This window comes from Janthinobacterium sp. AD80 (assembly GCF_002878455.1).
Taxonomy (GTDB): domain Bacteria; phylum Pseudomonadota; class Gammaproteobacteria; order Burkholderiales; family Burkholderiaceae_D; genus Janthinobacterium.
Genome location: NZ_NRDQ01000040.1, coordinates 1 through 21,589 on the forward strand (window position 1 = coordinate 1; position 21,589 = coordinate 21,589).

Annotated in this window: 22 protein-coding genes; 10 read left to right on the plus strand and 12 right to left on the minus strand. The window is 60.3% G+C overall.

Annotation, left to right across the window (positions count from 1 at the left end; genetic code table 11):
* The 4 genes from JaAD80_RS09990 to prfB form a co-directional block, all read right to left on the minus strand.
* A partial coding sequence (locus JaAD80_RS09990; RefSeq protein ID WP_258002908.1) for a helix-turn-helix domain-containing protein occupies window positions 1-168 on the minus strand: 168 nt, incomplete at its 3' end.
* Window positions 169-492: 324 nt separating this feature from the next.
* The gene (gene lysS / locus JaAD80_RS09995) at window positions 493-2,022 is read right to left on the minus strand and encodes a lysine--tRNA ligase (protein WP_102294033.1); all 1,530 of its coding nucleotides are present in this window, start codon (window positions 2,020-2,022) and stop codon (window positions 493-495) included.
* 18 nt (window positions 2,023-2,040) lie between these two features.
* On the minus strand, window positions 2,041-2,742 hold the full coding sequence (locus JaAD80_RS10000; RefSeq protein ID WP_102294034.1) for an HAD family phosphatase: 702 nt from the start codon (window positions 2,740-2,742) through the stop codon (window positions 2,041-2,043).
* A gap of 2 nt (window positions 2,743-2,744) precedes the next feature.
* Window positions 2,745-3,849 (minus strand): peptide chain release factor 2 gene (gene prfB / locus JaAD80_RS10005; protein ID WP_139176255.1). Its coding sequence is split into 2 segments (ribosomal slippage): window positions 2,745-3,767 and window positions 3,769-3,849, totalling 1,104 coding nucleotides; the frame shifts between segments, so codons are not numbered across the junction.
* Between the two features lie 202 nt (window positions 3,850-4,051).
* Between prfB and JaAD80_RS10015 the strand changes: the two genes are divergently transcribed.
* Window positions 4,052-6,085 carry a bifunctional 2',3'-cyclic-nucleotide 2'-phosphodiesterase/3'-nucleotidase gene (locus tag JaAD80_RS10015; protein WP_102294036.1) on the plus strand — a complete coding sequence of 678 codons (2,034 nt, stop codon included), beginning with the start codon at window positions 4,052-4,054 and terminating at the stop codon, window positions 6,083-6,085.
* Window positions 6,082-6,576, plus strand: coding sequence for a tetratricopeptide repeat protein (locus tag JaAD80_RS10020; protein ID WP_102294037.1), 495 nt, complete (start codon window positions 6,082-6,084; stop codon window positions 6,574-6,576). Before JaAD80_RS10015 ends, JaAD80_RS10020 begins: the two co-directional genes overlap by 4 nt.
* On the opposite strand, the gene JaAD80_RS10025 is transcribed toward JaAD80_RS10020, so the two are convergent.
* Together JaAD80_RS10025 and JaAD80_RS10030 are read right to left on the minus strand one after the other, a co-directional pair.
* Entirely contained in the window at window positions 6,573-6,986 is a 414-nt protein-coding gene (locus JaAD80_RS10025; protein WP_146012335.1) for a hypothetical protein, read from the minus strand. The genes JaAD80_RS10020 and JaAD80_RS10025 overlap by 4 nt on opposite strands.
* 24 nt (window positions 6,987-7,010) lie before the next feature.
* A complete protein-coding gene (locus JaAD80_RS10030) occupies window positions 7,011-7,919 on the minus strand; it encodes a hypothetical protein (RefSeq protein WP_102294039.1) in 909 nt (302 codons plus the stop codon).
* A gap of 368 nt (window positions 7,920-8,287) precedes the next feature.
* On the opposite strand from JaAD80_RS10030, the gene JaAD80_RS10035 reads away from it, so the two are divergent.
* The 4 genes from JaAD80_RS10035 (at window position 8,288) to JaAD80_RS10050 (ending at window position 13,117) form a co-directional block, all read left to right on the plus strand.
* Window positions 8,288-9,445, plus strand: coding sequence for an ABC transporter substrate-binding protein (locus JaAD80_RS10035; protein ID WP_102294040.1), 1,158 nt, complete (start codon window positions 8,288-8,290; stop codon window positions 9,443-9,445).
* An 85-nt stretch (window positions 9,446-9,530) separates the two neighbouring features.
* The gene (locus tag JaAD80_RS10040; protein WP_071323239.1) at window positions 9,531-10,421 is read left to right on the plus strand and encodes a branched-chain amino acid ABC transporter permease; all 891 of its coding nucleotides are present in this window, start codon (window positions 9,531-9,533) and stop codon (window positions 10,419-10,421) included.
* Window positions 10,422-10,428: 7 nt separating this feature from the next.
* Window positions 10,429-12,378 carry an ATP-binding cassette domain-containing protein gene (locus JaAD80_RS10045; protein WP_102294041.1) on the plus strand — a complete coding sequence of 650 codons (1,950 nt, stop codon included), beginning with the start codon at window positions 10,429-10,431 and terminating at the stop codon, window positions 12,376-12,378.
* A 10-nt stretch (window positions 12,379-12,388) separates the two neighbouring features.
* Window positions 12,389-13,117, plus strand: a complete 729-nt coding sequence (locus tag JaAD80_RS10050) for an ABC transporter ATP-binding protein (protein ID WP_102294042.1) — start codon at window positions 12,389-12,391, stop codon at window positions 13,115-13,117.
* A gap of 71 nt (window positions 13,118-13,188) precedes the next feature.
* On the opposite strand, the gene JaAD80_RS10055 is transcribed toward JaAD80_RS10050, so the two are convergent.
* The 6 genes from JaAD80_RS10055 to JaAD80_RS10080 all read right to left on the minus strand — a co-directional run bounded on the left by JaAD80_RS10055 (window position 13,189) and on the right by JaAD80_RS10080 (window position 16,167).
* Window positions 13,189-13,515: a hypothetical protein gene (locus tag JaAD80_RS10055; RefSeq protein WP_102294043.1), complete on the minus strand. Its 327-nt coding sequence runs from the start codon at window positions 13,513-13,515 to the stop codon at window positions 13,189-13,191.
* Window positions 13,516-13,621: 106 nt separating this feature from the next.
* A complete protein-coding gene (locus JaAD80_RS10060; RefSeq protein ID WP_219726806.1) occupies window positions 13,622-14,017 on the minus strand; it encodes a hypothetical protein in 396 nt (131 codons plus the stop codon).
* Window positions 14,018-14,194: 177 nt separating this feature from the next.
* Complete coding sequence (locus tag JaAD80_RS10065) at window positions 14,195-14,554, minus strand: hypothetical protein (RefSeq protein WP_102294045.1); 360 nt, start codon at window positions 14,552-14,554, stop codon at window positions 14,195-14,197.
* A 105-nt stretch (window positions 14,555-14,659) separates the two neighbouring features.
* Window positions 14,660-14,980 carry a DUF2288 domain-containing protein gene (locus tag JaAD80_RS10070; protein ID WP_102294046.1) on the minus strand — a complete coding sequence of 107 codons (321 nt, stop codon included), beginning with the start codon at window positions 14,978-14,980 and terminating at the stop codon, window positions 14,660-14,662.
* A gap of 48 nt (window positions 14,981-15,028) precedes the next feature.
* Window positions 15,029-15,727, minus strand: a complete 699-nt coding sequence (locus JaAD80_RS10075; RefSeq protein WP_258002907.1) for an RES family NAD+ phosphorylase — start codon at window positions 15,725-15,727, stop codon at window positions 15,029-15,031.
* Window positions 15,728-15,729: 2 nt separating this feature from the next.
* The gene (locus tag JaAD80_RS10080) at window positions 15,730-16,167 is read right to left on the minus strand and encodes an MbcA/ParS/Xre antitoxin family protein (RefSeq protein ID WP_034755432.1); all 438 of its coding nucleotides are present in this window, start codon (window positions 16,165-16,167) and stop codon (window positions 15,730-15,732) included.
* 263 nt (window positions 16,168-16,430) lie between these two features.
* On the opposite strand from JaAD80_RS10080, the gene JaAD80_RS30255 reads away from it, so the two are divergent.
* The 4 genes from JaAD80_RS30255 to JaAD80_RS10090 all read left to right on the plus strand — a co-directional run bounded on the left by JaAD80_RS30255 (window position 16,431) and on the right by JaAD80_RS10090 (window position 21,586).
* Window positions 16,431-16,766 carry a molecular chaperone DnaJ gene (locus JaAD80_RS30255; RefSeq protein WP_146012336.1) on the plus strand — a complete coding sequence of 112 codons (336 nt, stop codon included), beginning with the start codon at window positions 16,431-16,433 and terminating at the stop codon, window positions 16,764-16,766.
* Between the two features lie 62 nt (window positions 16,767-16,828).
* Window positions 16,829-17,212, plus strand: coding sequence for a hypothetical protein (locus JaAD80_RS30260; RefSeq protein WP_146012337.1), 384 nt, complete (start codon window positions 16,829-16,831; stop codon window positions 17,210-17,212).
* Between the two features lie 221 nt (window positions 17,213-17,433).
* On the plus strand, window positions 17,434-17,874 hold the full coding sequence (locus tag JaAD80_RS10085) for a hypothetical protein (RefSeq protein WP_102294047.1): 441 nt from the start codon (window positions 17,434-17,436) through the stop codon (window positions 17,872-17,874).
* A 328-nt stretch (window positions 17,875-18,202) separates the two neighbouring features.
* On the plus strand, window positions 18,203-21,586 hold the full coding sequence (locus JaAD80_RS10090) for an FG-GAP-like repeat-containing protein (RefSeq protein WP_102294048.1): 3,384 nt from the start codon (window positions 18,203-18,205) through the stop codon (window positions 21,584-21,586).
* Window positions 21,587-21,589 lie beyond the last annotated feature (3 nt).

Below are 21,589 nucleotides of genomic sequence, written 5' to 3' on the forward strand. Positions count from 1 at the left end.
AGCATGTGGGCGACGCGATCGATCCTGTAGACCGCTGTTGCCTTGCCCGCGGTGGCGTTCCAGCCACTTATACGCCGTCTTGCGGCTGATGCCAAAGTTGCGGCACAGCGCCGCGATATTGGCGCCTGGCTGCTGTGTCAGCAGGACAAATTCCAGTCGGGTAGACATGAGGGTGGTTTCCTTCCAGGGCATTGCACGCTCCAGTTCGTGGCGGTGCAATCATCATAAAAGGTGTTACCCATGTCTCCCGACAAGTGTTACCTATGTGTCCCGGCTATACACCCTGAGGGGCAGACCCCGGCCCTTGCTGTTGGGGTTAAAAAAAGCCGCCTGATCGCAAGATCAGGCGGCTTTTTTTGCCTTGAGGCATCGAACGCCTGAAAAATCGTAGCGAGCGGATGCGAGTTGCGGCTAAGAAGCGCAACTGTGCTTTCGCACAGTGAGCATCGCAGGCCGCAAATCGCGACGCGCAGTAGATTTTTCAGGTGTTCATCATTCTTCGCGGCGCAGGTGAGGGAACAGCAGCACGTCACGGATGTTCGGCGAATCCGTGATGATCATCATCAGGCGGTCGATGCCGATGCCGCAGCCGCCGGCTGGCGGCATGCCGTATTCCAGCGCGCGGATGTAGTCGGCGTCGTAGAACATCGCTTCTTCATCGCCTGCATCCTTGGCAGCGACTTGCGCCAGGAAGCGGGCCGACTGGTCTTCCGCATCGTTCAACTCGGAGAAGCCGTTGGCGATCTCGCGGCCCACCATGAACAGCTCAAAGCGCTCGGTGATGCCGGCCACCGTGTCGGAAGCGCGCGCCAGTGGCGACACTTCGACCGGGTAGTCGATGATGTAGGTCGGTTCCCACAGCTGCGCTTCAGCCGTTTCTTCGAACAGCGCCAGTTGCAGCGCGCCCAGGCCGGCCGTGGCGAACGGCTTGACGCCGAATTTCTTCAGCTCTTCCTTGATGAAGTCCGCAGAGTTCAGCTGCTCCGGCGTGTAGCCCGGCGCGTACTTGTTGATCGCTTCGACGATGGTCAGGCGGTGGAACGGTTTTGCCAGATCCAGTTCGCGGCCGCCGTAGGTCAGGGTGGCGGTGCCGTGCGCGTCGATGGCGGCCTGGCGGATGACGGCTTCGGTGAAATCCATCAGCCATTTGTAGTCGGTGTAGGCCGCGTAGAATTCCATCATCGTGAATTCAGGGTTGTGACGGATCGACACGCCTTCGTTGCGGAAGTTGCGGTTGATCTCGAACACGCGGTCAAAGCCGCCCACCACCAGGCGCTTCAGGTACAGCTCGGGCGCGATACGCAGGAACATTTGCATGTCGAGCGCATTGTGGTGCGTAATGAACGGCTTGGCCGCGGCGCCGCCAGGGATGGTGTGCAGCATCGGCGTTTCCACTTCCATGAATTCGTTCTTTTCCATGAAGCGGCGGATCGACGAGATGGCGGCGGTACGCGCCTTGAAGGTGCGGCGCGTCTCTTCGTTCATGATCAGGTCGACGTAGCGCTGGCGATATTTCGTTTCCTGGTCGGCCAGGCCGTGGAATTTGTCCGGCAGCGGGCGCAGCGACTTGGTGATCAGGCGCAGTTGCGTGACCTTGATGGTCAGTTCATCCGTCTTGGTCTTGAACAGGGTGCCTTGCACGCCCAGGATATCGCCCAGGTCGTAGTGGTGCAGGGCGGCCATCGCCGCTTCGCCGGTGAGATCAAGCGTGGCGTAGATCTGGATGCGGCCATCGGCCTTCGGGCCGGAAGCGTCTTGCAGGGTGGCGAAAGCGGCTTTCTTGCCGGCTTCGCGCTTGAGCATCATGCGGCCGGCCAGCACCACGTGTACGGGGTTTTCTTCCAGCTCTTCGCGCGACTTGCCGTCGTATTGCGCGTGCAGATCGGCCGCCTTGTGCTCAGGGCGGAAATCGTTCGGGAAGGCGACGCCTTGTTCGCGCAGTGCGGCCAGCTTGGCGCGGCGCTCGGCGATGATCTTGTTTTCATCGGGGGCGGCGGCTTGTTCTTGGATATCCGTAGTCATGATGTTCTTCGTTGGTGATTATTGATGATGTGGTGCCAGCGCTGGCGCCACGCTGGCAAACAGTGCGTCGACGTCGAGCGCGGAGAAATCCGGCACGATGGCGATCACGTTGTCGAAGGCGGCAAACGCTTCAGCCGGCAGGGTGGTGGTGAGCACCACGACGCGCATGCCGGCGCGGCGCGCCGCTTCCACGCCCAGGGGCGCGTCTTCAAAGACGATGCAGTGCTGCGGCTGCGCGCCGGCCAGCTGCGCGCCCTTGAGGAAAACGTCCGGGTGCGGCTTGCCCCGTTCCACGTCGGCGGCGCCGACGATGGCGTCGAAGCGGTGGCGCAGGTCCAGGCCGTCGAGCGTGAACGCGATATTCTCGATCGGCGCGGCCGTGCCGACCACCAGCGCCACGCCATGCTGGCGCGCGCTGGCGATCAGCCGGTCGAAACCGGCGACTGTCGCCAAATGTGGGCCATACAGTTCGCGGTAGACGACTTCCTTTTGCGCCAGCAGGGTAACGTGGTCGGCATCCTCGCCCAGGTACTTGGCGATGATTTCGTGACCCTGCCGTCCCGCCGTGTCGCGGAAAAACGCGTCCGCGTCCAGCGCATGGCCCTGGCGTTCAAAGAACGCCAGCCACGATTGCGTGTGGTAGGCCATGTTGTCGACGATCGTGCCATCCATGTCGAACAGGAAGGCACGCTGCGCCGGCGCTGGGGCGGAGGCGGTCATGCTTACACGCCCTGTTTCAGCGAGGCGGAGATGAAGTCGTCGATGTCGCCATCGAGCACGCCTTTGGTGTTGCCCGTCTCGAAGCCGGTGCGCAAGTCCTTGATGCGGGACTGGTCCAGCACGTAAGAACGGATCTGGTGACCCCAGCCCACGTCGGTCTTCGAGTCTTCCAGCTTCTGCTGTTCGCTCATGCGCTTGCGCAGCTCATGTTCGTACAGTTTGGCTTTCAGCATTTCCATCGCTTCGGCGCGGTTGCGGTGCTGCGAACGGTCGTTCTGGCACTGCACCACGATGCCGGTCGGCGCGTGGGTCATGCGCACGGCGGAGTCGGTTTTGTTGATGTGCTGACCACCGGCGCCCGACGCGCGGTAGGTATCGACGCGGATATCGGCCGGGTTGACGTCGATCTCGATCGAATCATCGACTTCCGGATACACGAACAGCGACGTAAACGAAGTGTGGCGGCCGTTGGCCGAGTCGAACGGCGACTTGCGCACCAGGCGGTGCACGCCCGTTTCCGTGCGCAGGAAGCCATAGGCGTGATCGCCCTCGACCTTCAGGGTGGCCGTCTTGATGCCGGCCACCTCGCCATCGGACTGCTCGAGGATTTCAACTTTAAAACCCTTGCGTTCACAGTAGCGCAGGTACTGGCGCAGCAGCATCGAGGCCCAGTCCTGGGCTTCCGTACCGCCGGCACCGGCCTGGATGTCGATGAAGCAGTTGTTCGGGTCCATCGGATTGTTGAACATCCGGCGGAATTCCATGCTTTCGATGACCTTGCGGATCTCCTGCACGTCCTGCTCGATCGCTTCCAGGGTCTCGTCGTCGCCTTCTTCGCGGGCCATGTCGAACAGGTCGCGGGTGTCGCGCAGGTCGGCATCGGCCTTGGTCAGGGTAAAGACGATGGCTTCCAGCGCCTTCTTTTCTTTACCGAGATCCTGGGCGCGCTTGGGATCGTTCCAGACGGTTGGATCTTCCAGTTCTTCGTTGACTTGCTCTAGTTTCTCCGACTTGACAGTGAAGTCAAAGATACCTCCGAAGTTCGGCTTCGCGGACGGTCAGGTCGTTGAGCAGGGCGGAGATGGCGTTGATGCGTTCGGCTTCCATAATGTTCTGGTCTTCTATGGTGAAATCAAACCCTGAATTATACGCGAGCGCGGGCCGTTTCCCATGCCAGTGGCGCCGAATCGCTGGCGTCAGGGGCAATAAAATCGCTGTTTTGCTGTATTTGCGACAATATTTATGCCTTGATAGGGGCTGGCGTGCTGCGTATGATGCTGGCGATATTGTCTTTCAACAGGAACACCTCATGAGCCAACTTCCCCGCCTTGCCCTGCTGCCGCTGCTGCTGGCCGGCTGTGGCGCCTTGCCGCCCGCCGCCACCGGGCCGGCCCACCCGCTGGCCGCCGCGCAGGCAGGCAGCAGCGCTACCCTGGCCCTGCTGGAGACGACGGACTTGCACGCCAACGTGCTCAGTTATGATTACTACAAGCTGCAGGCGGAGCCGTCGATCGGCCTGGAACGCACGGCGGCCCTGATCGCGCAGGCGCGGGCCGAGTTCCCGAACACGCTCTTGCTCGACAATGGCGACACCATCCAGGGCACGGCGCTGGCCGACTACCAGGCCCTCGTCAAACCGCTGGCCTGCGACCAGACGCTGGCCATCTACAAGGCCATGAACCTGCTGAAAGTGGACGGCGGCGGCATCGGCAACCATGAATTCAACTACGGCCTGGCGTTTTTGAGCCAGGTGACGGGCAACCAGTTCGACGTCGACAGCGTCGATGCCGCCAAGCCGCGCTGCGCCGGCCCCGCGTTCCCGCAAGTGCTGGCCAACGTCTACAGCGTGAAGAGCGGCAAGCCGCTGTTCGCGCCGTATCACATCATCGACAAGCAGATCACGGCCACCGGCCCCGATGGCAAGGCCATCACCAGCACCGTGAAGGTCGGCATCATCAGCTTCGCGCCGCCGACCATCATGGCCTGGGACAAGCGCTGGCTGGAAGGCCGGGTCTACACCCAGGGCGTGCGCGAGACGGCGGAAAAATTCATCCCCGAGATGCGCGCCAAGGGCGCCGAACTGGTGGTGGCCATTTCGCACGGCGGCCTGGATGACAGTCCGTATTCGCCGAGCATGGAAAACGGCAATTACTACCTGTCGCAAGTGCCTGGCGTGGATGCCATGCTGATCGGCCATTCGCACCAGCTGTTCCCGAACGCCGCCAGCACGGTGCCGCAGTTTAATTTGCCCGGCGTCGACAAGGCCCGTGGCCTGGTGAACGGCGTGCCCACCGTGATGGCCAATTTGTGGGGCAAGCACCTGGGTGTCATCGGCCTGCGCTTGCGCCACGACGGCAAGCAGTGGCTCATCGACAAGAGCGCCACCACGGTGGAAGCGCGCGGCATCCAGAACGCCGAGAAGAGTTACGTGCAGCCCGATCCTGCCATCGCCAAACTGGTGGCCGAGGAACACGCGGCGACGATCGCCTACGTGCAGACGCCGGTGGGCAGGACGGACTTCCGCATGTCCACCTACTTTGCCGACGTGGGCGACGTCAGCGCCATCGAAGTGGTGAACCAGGCGCAGGCCGGCTACCTGGCTACGTATGTGAAGGCGAACCTGCCGCAGTACGCGCACCTGCCCGTGTTGTCGATGTCGTCGCCATTCAAGAGCGGTTCGGCCGGCGTGTCCGACTACACGGACGTCAAGGCGGGCAATGTGGCGCTGAATAACGCGGCCGACCTGTACCTGTATCCGAACGCGCTGTACGGCGTGAAGATGAATGGCGCGGAACTGAAGGCCTGGCTGGAACAGTCGGCGCAGCGTTTCAACACCATCGACCCGAACAAGCTGGAAGCGCAGGAGCTGGTCAACACGGCCCATCCGAGCTACAACTTCGACGCCATCACCAGCGCCGACGTGCGCTACCAGATCGACATCACGCAGCAGCCCGGCCAGCGCATCAAGGGTTTGACATACAAGGGCAAGCCGGTGGACGCGGGCCAGGAATTCCTGATTGCGACAAATAACTACCGCGCCAGCGGCGGCGGCAATTTCCCTGGTCTTGATGGCAGCAAGACGGTGGTGGCCTCGCCCGACAACAACCGCGAACTGTTGATCGCCTACGTCACGCAGGAAAAAAACCTGACGCGGGCGAAAAACGGTTCGGCGCGCAGCTGGCGTTTCGCCAAAGTTGCCACCAAGGGCCCCGTGGTGTTCCATTCGGCGCCCAACGTGATCGAGCTGGCGAAAGCGGCCGGCATCGGCAATGTGACGCAGTTAAAGGCTGACGATGGCGCCGGCAAGGGCTTTGCGCTGTACCAGCTCGATTTGTCGAAATGATGCTGTCAAACGTGCTGCTGGCCGCCGCCTTGGCGGCACCGGTGGCAGCGTCGCCGGCGCCGGATATCACGGCCCAGGCCAAGCTGCTGATGCGCGCGGGGCCGGCATCCCAGCCGCAGGCGCGTGCCCTGTTCGAGCATGCGGCGGGGCAGGGCGGCGGTGCGGCCGCGTATTACCTGGGGCTTATGCTGAAAAACGGCATGGGCGGGCCGCAGGACAATGCCGCCGCCATGCGCCGGCTGGAGCAGGCCGCGCAACGGGGCGTGGCGCCCGCCATGTTTATCCTGGCGAACATGCTGCAAGACAGCGATGAAGCGCGTGCGCGCCATTGGCTCGATGCCGCCTGCGACCTTGAGTATCCGGAAGCGCTGCAGCAGAAATCCGTCGCCCTGGCCGAAGGGCGCATGGGCTACGCGCACAACGAGGCACAGGCGAATTTGTACCTGAAAATGGCCACGCACGCGATGGGGCACCGCCCGCCCGAGCCCTAGCTATTCTCTGCCTTCTTCGGCTTGGCCCGCAGGCTGGCCGCCGCTTCGCCGATGGCGAACGGGTCGCGCGACAGGATGGCGGCGCCCAGGTCGACCAGCTTGGCTGCCGCGCTGATGGCTGCCTTGACGTCGGCGATGCGCTTGAGCTGCAGCTTGCCTTTGGCGATGGCGGCGTCGATGTCGGCGCGTGCCTGTTCGGCGCCTTCGGCGATCAGCGTGATGCCGAACGCGCGGAACAGGGCCACCATCTGGTCCAGGTGCTGTTCATAGTTTTCCAGCCGCGCGCTTTCTTCCGGCGCCAGCGATTCACGTGCGCGGATGCGCAATTCCAGCACCAGGCTCGACGCCTGGGCCAGGCTGTCGGCGATGGCGAAATACTCTTCCTTCGGCAGTTCGGTCAATTCGGGCATGGGATTCTCCAGTGGGGCGGCCATTTACCAGCGGGCAGGGGCGTAATAGGCGGCTTGCCGTTGCAGGGTATCGGCGTGGCGGGCAAACTGCGCCAGCTGCCGCTCCAGTTCCGGCGCCTGCAAACGGTCGAGATTGGCCCGCAACGCGGCCACGCTGGCCTGCAGCGCGTCGACGGCTTGCACGTAGGTGGCAACGATCTTTTCCCTTTCCTGCAACTGCAGTCCCTCCAGGTACAGCCGCGTGCGCACGTAATTGGCGGCCAGCGGTTCGCGCTGCGCGCTGCCATCGACGGCGCCACGCAGCAGGGCCAGGTCGCGCAGCTCGTCCTGCAGCCCCGCGCGGTAGCTGCGCTGGGCATATTCCTTGAGCGCATTGCTGACGATGGCGACGGCTTCCTGCTGATCGAGCAGCTCGCGCAAGGCCGATTTTTGCAGCCGCTGCGTGCCCAGGCGGCCCAGCAGGTCGCTCAGTTTGACCACTTTCGCCAGCTTGTCTGCGTCGAGCAGGGGGGCGCCCGTGCCCGGCTGCGCCAGGCCGCCCAGCGAAGTGCCCAGTCCCGTCAGTTCCTCCGTGTACACGGGCAACTGCTCGTCGGCCAGCGCGGCCAGCGTGTGCGCATAGCGCAGCAGCAGTGCATTCAGCGTGGCGATCGGCACGCTGGCCTCGGCGATGGCGGCGCAATCGCTGCGCGCCGCATGTTCGCTGGCTTGCGCATCGAAACGCTCCGCCAGGATCAGGCGCTTGCGCATGGACTTGTCCATGCAGCTGTGCACGCTGCCCGCGACCATGGGCTCGAAGTGCACGGCCACTTTCTGTGTCTGGGTGGCGAAGCTGCGCACAGGCGCCAGGTTGCTGGCGCAGCCGCCCAGCAGCAGGCTTGACAGGGTGACGCACAGCAGGGTGGAAACGGGGAATGTCTGCGGGTGCTGCATATCGCCTCCAGGCGGTGGGAGTGGCTGATCGGACCCGCGTGTACGCGCAGGCATGGCCGAACTTAGCATGCTGGACGGTGGCAATCTTGCGCCAGATCAGTATCTTGTTAATTGCCCAGTTCGCTCATATCGCACTGTCCCGCTATGCCACAGCACTGTTCGCCGTTGGCGCAAGCTGTGTCAATTTGCGTCATATTTTCCTTACAAAAGGCTGACAACGTCGGCTTTTTCGCATGCTGCGACGCGTCATATGTTGTTGTTGCTGGAGCATGTTTACTAACCTACAATGATTTATCGATGGGGCGGTTATCCAGCGTACGACTATAAAAATAAGTGGCATTAAAAACGTTGTATTACAGGAGATGACAATGAATTTGAAACAGAAATTGCTCGTGGCAAGTTTGGTTTTGGGTTTCTCGCAAGCGGCAGCCGCAGCCGACCCCATCAAGATCGGCGTCTCCGGGCCGTTCACGGGCGGTTCCGCGCCGATGGGCGTGTCGATGCGTGACGGCGTGAAACTGGCCGTCGCGGAAATCAATGCCAAGGGCGGCGTCATGGGCCGTTCGCTGTTGCTGATCGAGCGCGACGACGAGGCCAAGAACGAACGCGGCGTGCAAATCGCCCAGGAACTGATCAACAAGGAAAAGGTCGCCGCCACCGTCGGCTATATCAATACGGGCGTGGCGCTGGCGTCGCAACGTTTCTACCAGGAAGCGAAGATCCCCGTGATCAACAATGTGGCGACCGGTTCCATCGTCACCAAGCAGTTTGCCGACCAGCCTGAAAACTACATTTTCCGCAACGCCGCCAACGACCAGATCCAGTCGCACATGATCGTCGAGGAAGCCGTCGACCGCCGCAAGTTCAAGAAAGTGGCGATCCTGGCCGACTCCACCAACTACGGCCAGCTGGGCCGCGCCGACCTGGAAAAAGCCCTCGACGCGAAGGGCATCAAGCCCGTCACCGTGGAAAAATACAATATCAAGGACGTCGACATGACGGCCCAGTTGCTGAAAGCCAAGCAGGCGGGCGCGGAAGTGGTGCTGACCTACGGCATCGGCCCGGAACTGGCGCAGATTGCCAACGGCATGGAAAAGCTGGGCTGGAAAGTGCCGCTGATCGGCAGCTGGACCCTGGCCATGGGTAACTTCATCGATAACGCGGGCAAGAATGGCGACGGCACGCGCATGCCGCAAACCTTCATCCAGGACGCCAGCACGCCAAAACGCAAGGCCTTCATCGACGCCTATGTCGCCGCCTACAAGCCGTCGGGCGGCCGCATGCCGTCCGCCGTGTCGGCTGCGCAAGGCTACGACTCCATCTACCTGCTGGCCGCCGCCATCAAGCAGGCGGGCGGCACGGATGGCCCGAAAGTGCGCGCCGCGCTGGAAAACCTGACGGAAAAAGTGGAAGGCGCCGTCACCACGTACAACAAGCCCTTCAGCAAAACCAACCATGAAGCGATCACGGCCGACCTGACCGTATTTGGCGAAGTCAAGGACGGCAAAGTCGTCCTCGCGAAATAAGCCTGGCGGACAGTCGCCGCGCAGTGGCCAGCCTTGAGGAATCAGGACTGGCCATTTTTTTATCTTCCGTCCTTCGGGGAATACCATGGAAATCTTCCTGCAGCTTGTCTTCAGCGGCGTCGCGCTGGGCATGATCTATGCCGTCATCGCTTTCGGCTACCAGCTGACCTTTGCCACCTCCGGCACCCTCAATTTCGGCCAGGGCGAATCGCTGATGCTGGGCGCACTGGTGGGCCTGTCGCTGGTGGGCAGCATCCACGGCGGCCCCTACATGAGCTACCTGCTGATGATCCCCATCGTCATCGCCTTCGGCGCCTTGCAGGGCGTGTTCGTCGAGTGGATCGGCGTGCGGCCCGCCATCAAGATCAAGTCCGAATTCGGCTGGATCATGTCGACCATCGCCCTGGCCATCATTTTCAAGAACGTGGCGGAAAACATCTGGGGCAAGGATGACCTGATGTTCCCGTCGCCGCTGTCGGCCGCGCCCTTCCAGGTGTTTGGCGCCAACGTGCAGCAGATGCAGGTGGCCGTCATCATCGGCGCGCTGGCCATCATGCTGGCCGTCGAAGTGTTCAACCGAAAGTCGATCTACGGCAAGGCCGTCGTGGCGACGGCGAATGACCGCGACGCGGCAGGCCTGATGGGCATCAACACGGGCATGGTCATCACGTTTTCCTACGCGCTGTCGTCGGCCACGGCCGCCTTCGCGGGCGTGCTGGTGGCGCCGCTGACCCTGACGGGCGCGACCATGGGCGCCTCGCTGGGCCTGAAAGCGTTCGCCGTGGCCATCATCGGCGGGCTGACCTCGGGCGTGGGCGCCATCGTCGGCGGCCTGATCCTGGGCATCGCCGAGACCACCACCGGTTATTACATCTCCACCGGCTACAAGGAAGTGCCTGGCCTGCTGTTGCTGCTGCTGGTGCTGGCCATCAAGCCGTCCGGCCTGTTCGGCAAAGCCGCGATCAAGAAAGTCTGAGGGATTCATGAACAAGAAAATCACCATGCTGGCGCTGAGCGCGGCGGGACTGGCCGTGCTCGCGCTGTTCCCCGTCGTCATTCCGAATCCCTACTATATTCACCTGGCCGAGACCATCCTGATCTACGCCATCCTGCTGTTCGGCCTCGACATTGTCGTCGGCTACACGGGGCAGGTGTCGCTCGGCCACGCGGGCCTGTTCGGCATCGGCTCGTATGCCACGGGCGTGCTGGTGTTCAAGCTGGGCGCGCCGTTCTGGCTGGCCATCCCCGCCAGCATCCTGGGCGCGGCCCTGTTCGGCGCCATCCTGGCCTTGCCTGCCTTGCGGGTGACGGGCCCGTACCTGGCCATGGTCACGCTGGCCTTCGGCACCATCGTGCAAATCCTGATCAATGAAATGAGCTTCCTGACGGAAGGGCCGATGGGCATCAAGATCCACAAGCCCGCCATCTTCGGCCACAAATTGAGCGAGGTCGAGTATTACTACATGGTGGCCGCGCTGATGCTCATTTCGCTGATCGTCGTGCACCGCATCCTGAAATCGAACCTGGGACGGGCCTTCGAGGCGCTGCGCGACAGCCCCATCGCGTCCGACTGCATGGGCGTGTCCGTCTACCGCTACAAGGTCTATGCCTTCGTCATCAGCGCCGGCTTCGCGGGCCTGGCCGGCAGCCTGTATGCGTATTCGGAAGAATATATTTCGCCCAATACCTACAACTTCGAGCTGACCATTCTGTTCCTGCTGGCCGTCATCATGGGCGGACGCAAGACCCGTTCTGGCGCGCTGATCGGCGCCCTGATCGTCGTCATGCTGCCGAGCTTGCTGTCGGATATCGAACTGTTCCGCAAGATCGCCGTGGCTGCCGCCGTGCTGGGCGTGATCGGCTCGGCGTTCATGCTGGCGAAAAAACGCTCGACCGTTCGCGGCGTCATCGTGCCCCTGGTGGCCACCATCGGCCTGGCTGCGTTTTCCTACAAGCTCGACAACATGGTCGACTGGCGCCTGACCATTTTCGGCCTGATGACCCTGTTTGTCGTGTACTACCTGCAGGACGGCATCGTCGGCTTCCTGATGAGCTTTGTCGGCAAGGGCCGCCGCCACGTGAAAGCCGTGGCGTCCAGCGGCGTGGCGCCGTTTGATCATGCGCAAGGCGGCGCGCAAGGCGAAACCCTGCTGCGCGTGGAGCAGGCGCTGATGCAGTTCGGCGGCCTGAAGGCCTTGAACCAGGTGGACCTGAACGTCACGCAAGGCTCCGTGCATGGCTTGATCGGGCCGAACGGCTCGGGCAAGAGCACCATGATGAACGTGCTGACGGGCATCTACAAGCCGACGGCGGGCAAGGTGGAATTCGCCGGCGTGGTGATCTCCGGGCGCACGCCGTCCGAGATCGCCCTGGGCGGCGTGGCGCGCACCTTCCAGAACGTGCAGCTGTTCGGCGAGATGACGGCGACGGAAAACGTGCTGGTGGGCCTGCACAACACCTTCAAGTCGAACGTGCTGGACGTGATGCTGCACACGCCGCGCTACAAGCGCGAAGAAAAGGCCGCGCGCGAGCGGGCCGCCAGCATCCTGGAATTCGTCGGACTGGCCGACCTGGCCGACGAGGAGGCACGCAACCTGCCATACGGCAAACAGCGGCTGCTGGAAATCGGCCGCGCGCTGGGCCTCAACCCGCGCCTGCTGCTGCTCGACGAACCGGCCGCGGGCCTGACGGCGCCCGACATCAAGGAGCTGATGGCCATCATCCGCAAGATCCGCGAACATGGCATCACCATCATCCTGATCGAGCATCACATGGACGTGGTGATGGCGCTGTCGGACGTGGTGACGGTACTCGACTTTGGCCAGAAAATCGCCGAAGGCGCACCCGCGCTTGTCCAGAGCGATCCGAAGGTGATCGAAGCCTACCTGGGCGGCAGCAGCGACGACGCCGCCACCACCGCACCAGCTCACTGACGGGGACACCATGTTATCGATCAATAATCTGCACGCCGCCTACGGCAAAGTCGAAGTCCTGCACGGCATTTCGCTCGATGTGCCGAAAGGCAAGCTAGTGACCCTGATCGGCTCGAACGGCGCCGGCAAGACCACCACCATGCGCGCCATCTCCGGCATGCTGAAACCGAAATCCGGTTCCGTCACCCTGGGCGGCAAGGACGTCACGGGCCTCGATTCGCACCGCATCGCCCGCGCCGGCCTGGCCCATTCGCCGGAAGGGCGGCGCGTCTTCGCCTCGATGTCGGTGACGGACAACCTGCTGCTGGGCGCCTTCCCCCGTTTTACGCGGGCGCGCCCGAAAGGTGATATCAGGGGCGACCTGGACAAGGCCATGGAACTGTTCCCGCGGTTGAAGGAGCGGCGCGACCAGCTGGCCGGCACCTTGTCGGGCGGCGAACAGCAGATGCTGGCCATGGCCCGCGCCGTGATGCTCAACCCCGAAGTGATCCTGCTGGACGAGCCGTCGATGGGCCTGGCGCCCATCCTGGTGGAAGAAGTCTTCCGCATCATCACGCGCCTGAAGGCCGAAGGCGTGACCATGCTGCTGGTGGAACAGTTCGCCGCCGCCGCCCTGAACGTGGCCGACTACGGCTACGTGCTGGAAAACGGCAGCATTTCCGTGCACGGGCCGGCGCAGAGTCTCAAAACCGATCCGAAGGTGATTGCCGCGTACCTGGGGGGGCAGGGGCACGCGTGAGTGTCGGAGGGGCATGCGCAGGCACGGCGGGGGCGAGCTTCCCAGGCCGTCCTGCGGCTGTCAAACCTGGTTTAATTGATGGGGTCGAGCTGGGTGACCGTGCAGAACCCCGACACATTGCCACTGGAGTACACCATCGCGCGGCGATTGCCGCTCGCAATGGACATCAGGGCGACGGCGATGATGGTCTTGCTCGTTTCGGGAATAAACATCCACGTGGCACCGGCACAGTTGTCGGGCATTGCAGTGATGGCGGGATTGAAGCGTATCAGCAAGCCGCCGGCGACTGCCGAGTGATCCCATATCTCGCCTTCTTGCCATGTGGGTCCGGCATGCGCCGGTGTCAGCGGCAGGGAACTGCAGAGGAAAACGGCGGAAAGCAGGAATTTGCGCAGCATAGTGTCCTTTAAGTCAGTATTTTTCCGAAATGATCATTCATGTATCGCCGCGCGACCAGGCGGCTACGGCACGGCCGATGCCAGCCTCGCGGCTGGCGTGGCGCTGTTATTGAATAATGTAGAGCGAGCGCAGCGTCGTGCCCCATCCCGCGCAGGCATCGACTTCCAGCTGGTTTTTTTTGCCGGCCACCAAGGCTGACAGGGCAGCGGCGTACGCTTGCTTGGAACCAGGGCGCGTATTGTCGATCGAAAAAACGTTGGTCCCGCAAAAGACGTCACTATCGAGCGAGATATAAATCCTTGCTTCGCCGTTGGCGGGCTCACTCATATACGGCCGCAGTGACGTAATACCGACCGGTCCGCTTTCAGGGCCGGCGATGGCCAACGGTGCCGCCGCGCACAGCGCCCCGATGAGGATTGCGTGTTTGATATTCATTTTGGGAGATATTGTTTTTCGGAAATGTGTGATTTTATAGCGATTTGTAAAAAATGCAATAGCCATGTCGCTTCTGGAGGGGCGGCAAGGAGGCGTGCGGGATGGAGGGCCAGCGGCGTGCCGAACGTGGCGCGGCGGCGCGGCCACTATCGGCTGGTCGTGCGGCGATGCACGGCCATCGCCAGTGCGAGCCGGCAGGCGGCTGTCTTTCCAGTATCAGATGCAGTGGCTAGTCCGGGATGACTAGTCATCCATGCGAAGAAGATTGAAGCCGTTGACATAGCTCCAGCGCGCGGGCAAGTCTGGACACACCGTGGCGGAATCGGTGACCCACAAGGTGACGCTGCGGCCACTGGCTTGTGCCGCCAATAAGGTGGCGTACATCACTTTGCAGGTGGCGGGATTGATGCCATTGGTGGCCGTTTCCACATTGCACAGAAACCCCCATTGCACTTTCCCGATGCTCTCTGCGACCACGGCGCCTAGGCCGTTAATCGACACGCCTTTTACCGGTCCGCTACACGTATAGTTTGCCGATGCGGGCATGGAAGTGATCAGGGAAGCGATGGCCAGCATGGCGGCGAGATATTTTTTATTGGTCATTGAGCGCTAAGTTGGTGAGGCGATGCCGTAGCTGGCGGTACGCAGACCTTGCCCGGCAGCGCCCCCGCATGCTTGCCGCCCGGCGCTGCGCTTGCCCCGCGGCCCTTAGTGTTTGGTGGGTTTATCCTGCTGCACCAGGATAAACGGGCTGACGACGACGGCCCACAGCGCGGCGTCGGCAGCCTGCCAGTCCAACGCCTGCTGGTCGGAGACCTTGGCGACCTTGCCGTCGGCCATCCATTGGCCAATGGTGGCCTTGTCGTCGTGCGAGATGCGCACGGCCACTTCTACCAGGTCCAGTTCGTTGGCGACCCAGACGACGTTGCCTTGGGCGAAGTGTTTTTCCAGTTCGCTCCAGGCCAGGCGGGCCGTTTCGCTGTTGACTTTAAGGCGCAGTTCGGTGTCTTTTTCAGGGTTGGTTTGCATGCGAAGTATCAATGTTCTGTGAGTCGGATGCCGCGCCGCGTGTCTGCCTTACAAGGTTTCCACGTGCGGCGTTGGCGTACCCCGCCATGTTAACCGATAGGCGGCTCCTTTGCGAACATTGCCCACGAGGGCAGGGCGGAAGCAGGCCAGGTTGGTGCCGCCAGCGAGCCGGGTGCTGGGGAAGATGATGCCCATGGAGCCGGCATCGAGCAGGATGGCCGCCAGGTCTTGCGAAGCGATGTAGCTGGCCGGGTCGAGGCAGGCCTGGTAGCGCTCCTGGCCGCGCAGGTCGTGGAAACTGGCGGAAAAGTCCGCCAGCAGCGACTGGTAATTGACGCTGTCGTCGAAATAATTAATTTCCTGGTATTCCACGGTCTTGTGGAAAATGATCTCGGCCAGTGCCGTCTTCATGTCGAAGGCGCAATACCAGGCGCCCCGTTCGCCATCGTTGAAACGCGCCCCTTCCGGACGGGCGTAGGTGTAGGCGGCGTTGATGATGCGAAAGTGCGGCACGCCAAAAACCAGCTCGTCCACGCCAATTCCTGGCGCGCCGCCGTACTCTGCCACCAGGCGCGCATTTGTCGCGTTGTCCAGTTCAAACAGCTCGCGCAGGTGCGCGTCGTCTTCGGCCAGCGGCGCCAGCACGGAGTCTTCCATGTCGGCAAAGCGCGACGGGATCAGGCGGCAGGTATCGATCTGCCGCAGCGCGGCCAGCGGCGGCAGGTGTTCATGGGAGGCGGGCGGCAAGATTACAGCCCTCCGCGCCGCGCATCGAGCAGCTTGCGCACCGTCTGCATGGCCAGCAAGCCGCCAGCGAGCATCTGCGACAAGGGCGTGCGGCCGCCAAATACGGGATTCTTGTTGGGCAAGCTTACCCATTCATCGGCCAGTTTGTCGCCGTACAGGATGTGCAACGCTTTATAAATGCCCAATAGATACGAAATGCGCGTGATGCGGTCCACTTCCAGCACGCGGTCCGGGTGCTTCTTCCATTCGTAATAGGCGCTGCTGGACAGGCCGCCCAGCAATTCGCGCGCATCGTCGTCGCGCAGCTTCCAGGCGGCGGCCAGCTTGAAAAAACCCTTCAATGCCGCTTGCGACAATCGCTCGCGCTCGGCTTTGGCGTTCAGGTCAACCAGCACCGCCGGTTCGAAGCGGCTCTTGGGGTAGGCATAGGCAAGATTCATAATGACTCCTTATATGGATTTATATTACTCCTTTTCGGGAATTGTTGCTGCCATCTGCCAAACGTGCGCGCCACTCCCTTTTGGAACGCCTGACAAAAACCTCGCGCTTGTCCCAGGGGCAACAGCCATATACACTTGGGCGATGCGGCCAGCCGCTATTGGACAGAAACGGACGGTTCAAGAACTCAACGGAGATGAGCATGCAATGACTATTGGCTCTTACTTTTTTTACTTGCGTTTCAGCATATGCTCAGGAAACCCCTTTGCCCGAGACGGAACAGTCAGCCATTGAGTGTAAATCTGTGTCTGAAGCTTTGGCTGCGTTACGAGCGAAGCCGGGTACCGAAGTAAGTAAACAAGGTAACTGGACAATTGCAACTGAGCAGGACATGAATGTGATTTGGTCCTTTGCTCCAGAAGGCCATCCGGCTTATCCGGCTCTGGTCAGACGAGCTATCGTTTCTCATGACGGACGGATATCCGTCAAAATGAATGTGCAGTGTCAAGCTGGCAAGTCAGCTTGCGATAGGTTAGTACGTGAATTTATACAGCTGAACGAAGACATGCGGGCATCATTTCAATCGAAAGAAAATAAGTGAAATTAGCTGTATCCGGCCAACTGTGGACATTCGATTTGATGCATCATTAACGGAAACAGTCCATGCACGCAGTTATATTTGTCCACAGTCCGCTGCCTGCGCTTAAAGAAGTTGCGTTAGCAATTTTTCAGACTCTGAGACTTGACATATTTGAAGAAAGAGAAAGTTTCAATTATCCACCTGAGAGTCGCTATTTCATTGCCTACGCTGCAAATGCTTCTCTCAAAGTCTGTGGTTCTGATGATGATCGTTTTCATCACCCATATTGGGTAATTTTGGGACCGCTAGTACTTGATGGTTCCAGCCAGGTAAGCATACCGGTAGACATTCCAATTTTGGCAGAAGCCCTCGCTGCGAGAGGCTTGGAGATATTTGTCCCCTCAAAGGGCTGGAGTAAGTTTGACTGGAATGGTTCGGGCGATACCTATGGGCGCCTGGTAGGCTGAAATCGGCCAGGAGCGGACGTTGAATGGGCATGCGCTGCTTCTTGCTTGCCTTTACTGGCAAGAACACGATCGTCTTCAACTATTCTGAACTCAAGTCGATTTTGCGTCGAATTTTCCTGGGCTACTTTCAGCGAGGCTAACTACTGCAAGAGCAGCCGTTCGATAGAGTAGATGTTGTTTAATTCAGGGCGTGCAGTCGCCCGTTTCTAAATATGGAATCAATGACAGTGATGGCAATAAAGTGGCGGAATCAGGAGGTGCTAAGCTACAATGGCCTCATGTGCAGCAACGGTGACATCTACGAAGTGCGCGAAACCTGGATGGCCAGAGTACATGAAAAACAGGAGCTTGGCGGTTGGCTCAATGTCGCGATTCTGGCGCAAGAAGAGCTGTATGGTGGGCAGTACATAGTTAAATGCGGAGAGGCTATGGAACACGGCTCAATCGGCGTAGTCGTTTTGGAATCGCTGCAAAATCATGAACCTGTTTGGACGTTTGTTTCGGATCAATCCAATCCATTTGATCAAATAACAATCAAGGGCGGCTGGGTTGTGGTGCTGTCAACGTCAGGCGTCGTGTTACGGTTTGGTGCGCCAATGAGGGAGGCAAGGCTTCTGCTTCCGAGTATGTCGATCCATGATACTAACGACGGGCGCTTGTAAAGTGTTCTCCCCTGAATTTTTCGTCAACATTTCTTCGATCCAATCTTGTTCTTAATGCCCGCGATAAGTCCAAGGGTATACAGCATGATTTCCGCCAAGTCGTCTATTTTTCCCATCTCGCAGAAGATATTGCAAGCTCTAAATTTATCCATTTTTTAATATTTAGTTTGCAATTATTATTTGCCTTAGCGTAACATCCCGAAATTATTGCTTCAAAAAATATCGCATGGGCTAGTCTCGTGGCGCGGGGAAGGTGATGAGTTGAAGAGTCAGTTTTCCACCCTGTTTGTGCGCCAAATAGCTTCGTGCTGCTACGGAGAATTGATTGATGACATTGCGTACAACCGGCAACAAACCTCTTGTTGGACTCCTGGAACGTTATTTGATTGGCGCGGCCCTCTTTATAGCTTGCGTCGGTGCGCATGCGCAGAGCGTCAGCGTGTCCAATGCCGGCACGCCGAGCTATACCGTGCCGATCGCTGTCCCCCCAGGAATCGGCGGCATGACGCCCAATATCGGTCTGCTGTATAGCGCCAGTGGCATCAATGGTCCGGTCGGCCATGGCTGGAGCGTGCAAGGTATCTCCCTCATTACCCGCTGTGCTGGCAACAAGCGCATCGATGGCGTCGCACGCAGCGTCGAGTACGGCGGCAACGATAAATTGTGCCTGGATGGCCAGCGCCTGATCCAGACGGACGTTTCTGGTAATCCCTCGGCGAATCAGCTGGGCGATAGCCTGGGCGGTTCGGGCATGGTGCGCGAGTACCGTACCGACAAAGATATCTATGCGCGCATCCGTGCGTATGGCGCGAATGGTGATCCTGCCAACGGCCCGTCCTATTTCAAGGTATGGACGAAGAGTGGCCAAATTTACGAGTATGGCGATATGGCAGGCAAGGCTGCCATCAATGTGACCAACAAGGGAATCATCACGGCTTGGGCGGTCAGCCGCATCAGCGACACGGTCGGCAACTATATGGATTTTCGCTACGAACAGCGTGATGTTGCCTGGGGCAGCGGCCCCGCAGTCGGCAATGCGACACCGGGTCACGAATGGCGCTTGAAAGAAATTCTCTATACAGGCACGGCGAGGCAACAGCCGGTTAACCGCGTGGTATTCGAATATACAGAACGCCCCGACATGGTACGCGGCACCATGCAAGATCGCTCGGAAGCCTATCACCAAGGCGGCAAGAACGTCAGCATCTGGCTGCTCGACAAGGTGTCGACGTATATCAACTGGCCCGGAAATGTGCCATCCAGGCCGGCAAATGCGGTACATGTCAAATCGATCAAGCTTGACTACGACAACGGTCCGATGACCGTGCGCAGCCGGCTGGTCAAGGTGCGCGAATGCGCCGATCTCAATCTAAGTAAATGCCTGCCGGCCACCACCTTTAATTATTCGCCGGGTGGCGGATTGAACTACACACCAATCAACGCTTTCAAGTATGGGGAATTGTCGACTACGGTGATGACCAGCACGAAGGGCGATTATGGCGTCCTGACGGGTAACTTCTTTGGTAATGGCCGTACCAGTATTCTGCGCTGGTCCGACGCGCCTGGCGAAAACCGGATGTTCCGCAGCGATGGCGATGGTGCATTTACTGCCATTCCAAACGGCACCGGAGCAGGACAGTTCAATATCACCAATCAGAATCTCTTCAAGAGCGATGGATGCTATACCTCCACCGCAGTCGATTTTAATGGCGATGGTTTAACCGATATCTTGCGCACTCAAGGAGAAGGACTAGGTTGTTACGCTCCAAGTATTTTGTACTTATCGAATGGTGATGGGTCATTCCGCGTAGTCAATGTTACTGGCGTGGATTTACACAAGGAACGTGCTGTCCAGGAAGAGCATTTCGTCTGCGACACGCGCCTGGATATGCAGGATTTGTGTCCTGGAGGCCTTAGTTATGAGGGTACTTCGCGTTCGAATGGCTGGAATTATTACCTGCTCGATGTGAACAACGACGGCATCCTCGACGTTGTCACAGCCCTTAGTCCCGGCTTCGGGAAAACGGCGAACTATCCGACATCCGATATCACTCAATGCGCGAACGAAGTGTGTACCCGTGTGTTCCTGGGTCAACGTGATAATACCTTCATCGAGATGCCGTCGACAAATCTTGTACATGTACCCATGTATGCCGAGCCTTACCCCGGGTACTATACGCCGCGTGATACTTATATTGCCGATGTCAATGGCGATGGCTTGGCTGATCTGGTCGTCAGCAGTGGAACCTGGTTATCCAGAGGTGATGGCAATTTCGACTATGACCCGACCCTTCAGGCGGGAATAGGATGCGAGTTTGCCATGGACTTCAATGGCGATGGACGCTCGGACTGTTTAATTCCGCACAAAAACGTAGCGGAACAAAAGCTGTTGGTGTCTGATGGTACATATCGGCAAATCTTTGCGGGGAATTTCAACCTCAATGGCGCTGGATTGGCATTACTTGCAGACGGCGCATACTGGCCGCTGCAGGCCGCTGGGGTTCAGATAGGGGACTTCAATGGCGATGGCCGTGCCGATATCCTGCACTGGAAAGACGATCCCTCGCAGAACCGCATCTATCAGAGCAATGGCGACGGCACCTTCAGCGCCGGCGCCTTCAACCTGACCACCACCAACGACCAGCTGCAAAAGAGCGACGGCAGCGCACGCTTTGTGCTGGGCGACTTCAGCGGACGCGGCGCTATCGAAATCCTGCGCCTGAAAGCCGCGCCATCCTCGGCGAACGACGCCAGCCGCAACCAGCTATACGCCAAGACGGATCCGATGCCACCCGACCAGCTAATGTCGGTGCGCACCGGCAATGGCATCACCACCAGCTTGAACTGGGTACCACTGACCAACCCGGACACCGGCAGCCTGGGCCCGCGCTACAAGAGCGACCGCGGGACGCCTGACGCGGCCGTGTACCCCATGGTCGACGTGCTCACGCCAACCTATGTCGTCGCCACCGTGACGACCAATGCCGGCTTTGGCGGCACCCTGCAAAAGACCGAATATGCGTACAGCGGCATGAAGATGGCCTATGACGGCCGCGGCTGGCTGGGATTCCGCAGCAACGCGATCCAGAATACCGCGCCCAACGACGAGTATCTGACCGTCACCGCGCAGAACATCCAGCACGGCCCCAATCCCGGCCCGGCCAGTATGAGCGAAACGCGCCGTGGCGCCCTCGATCAGCCCTCCGCACCACTGCTCAGCCGCAGCACCTTCATCTATTGCGACAAGACGGCAGCGGCCGGTGCGCAGGAATCGGCCACCCCCAGTACCCCATGCGCCACCAGCGCCAAGGTGCAGCGCGCCTACCTGTACAAAAGTACGGAAGAGGGTTGGGACCTCGAAGGCGTGGCACTGCCGACAGTGACGACCACCAACACGTTCAACAACAGCGGTGACGCCCGCGAGATTCTGACGGTCACCAGCAGCACCTCCGGCCCGGCGCAAAGCAGCAGCAAGCGCGCGACGAATGACTACCTTGCCGACAATACCAGCGGCGATAGCTGGATACTCGGGCGCCTGAAAACGGCCACGGTCTTGAGTGATGTCAGCGCCAGTTCGAGCCTGCTGCCGACCGTGTCGGCCGGTGCCCCGACGTCGGGCTCGGGCACCGATCCGGGTGTCACGCCCATCGAGCCGGCAATGAATCCCGCTGCAATGATGGCCATCATCAACCTGCTGCTGGGAGACGACTGAGAT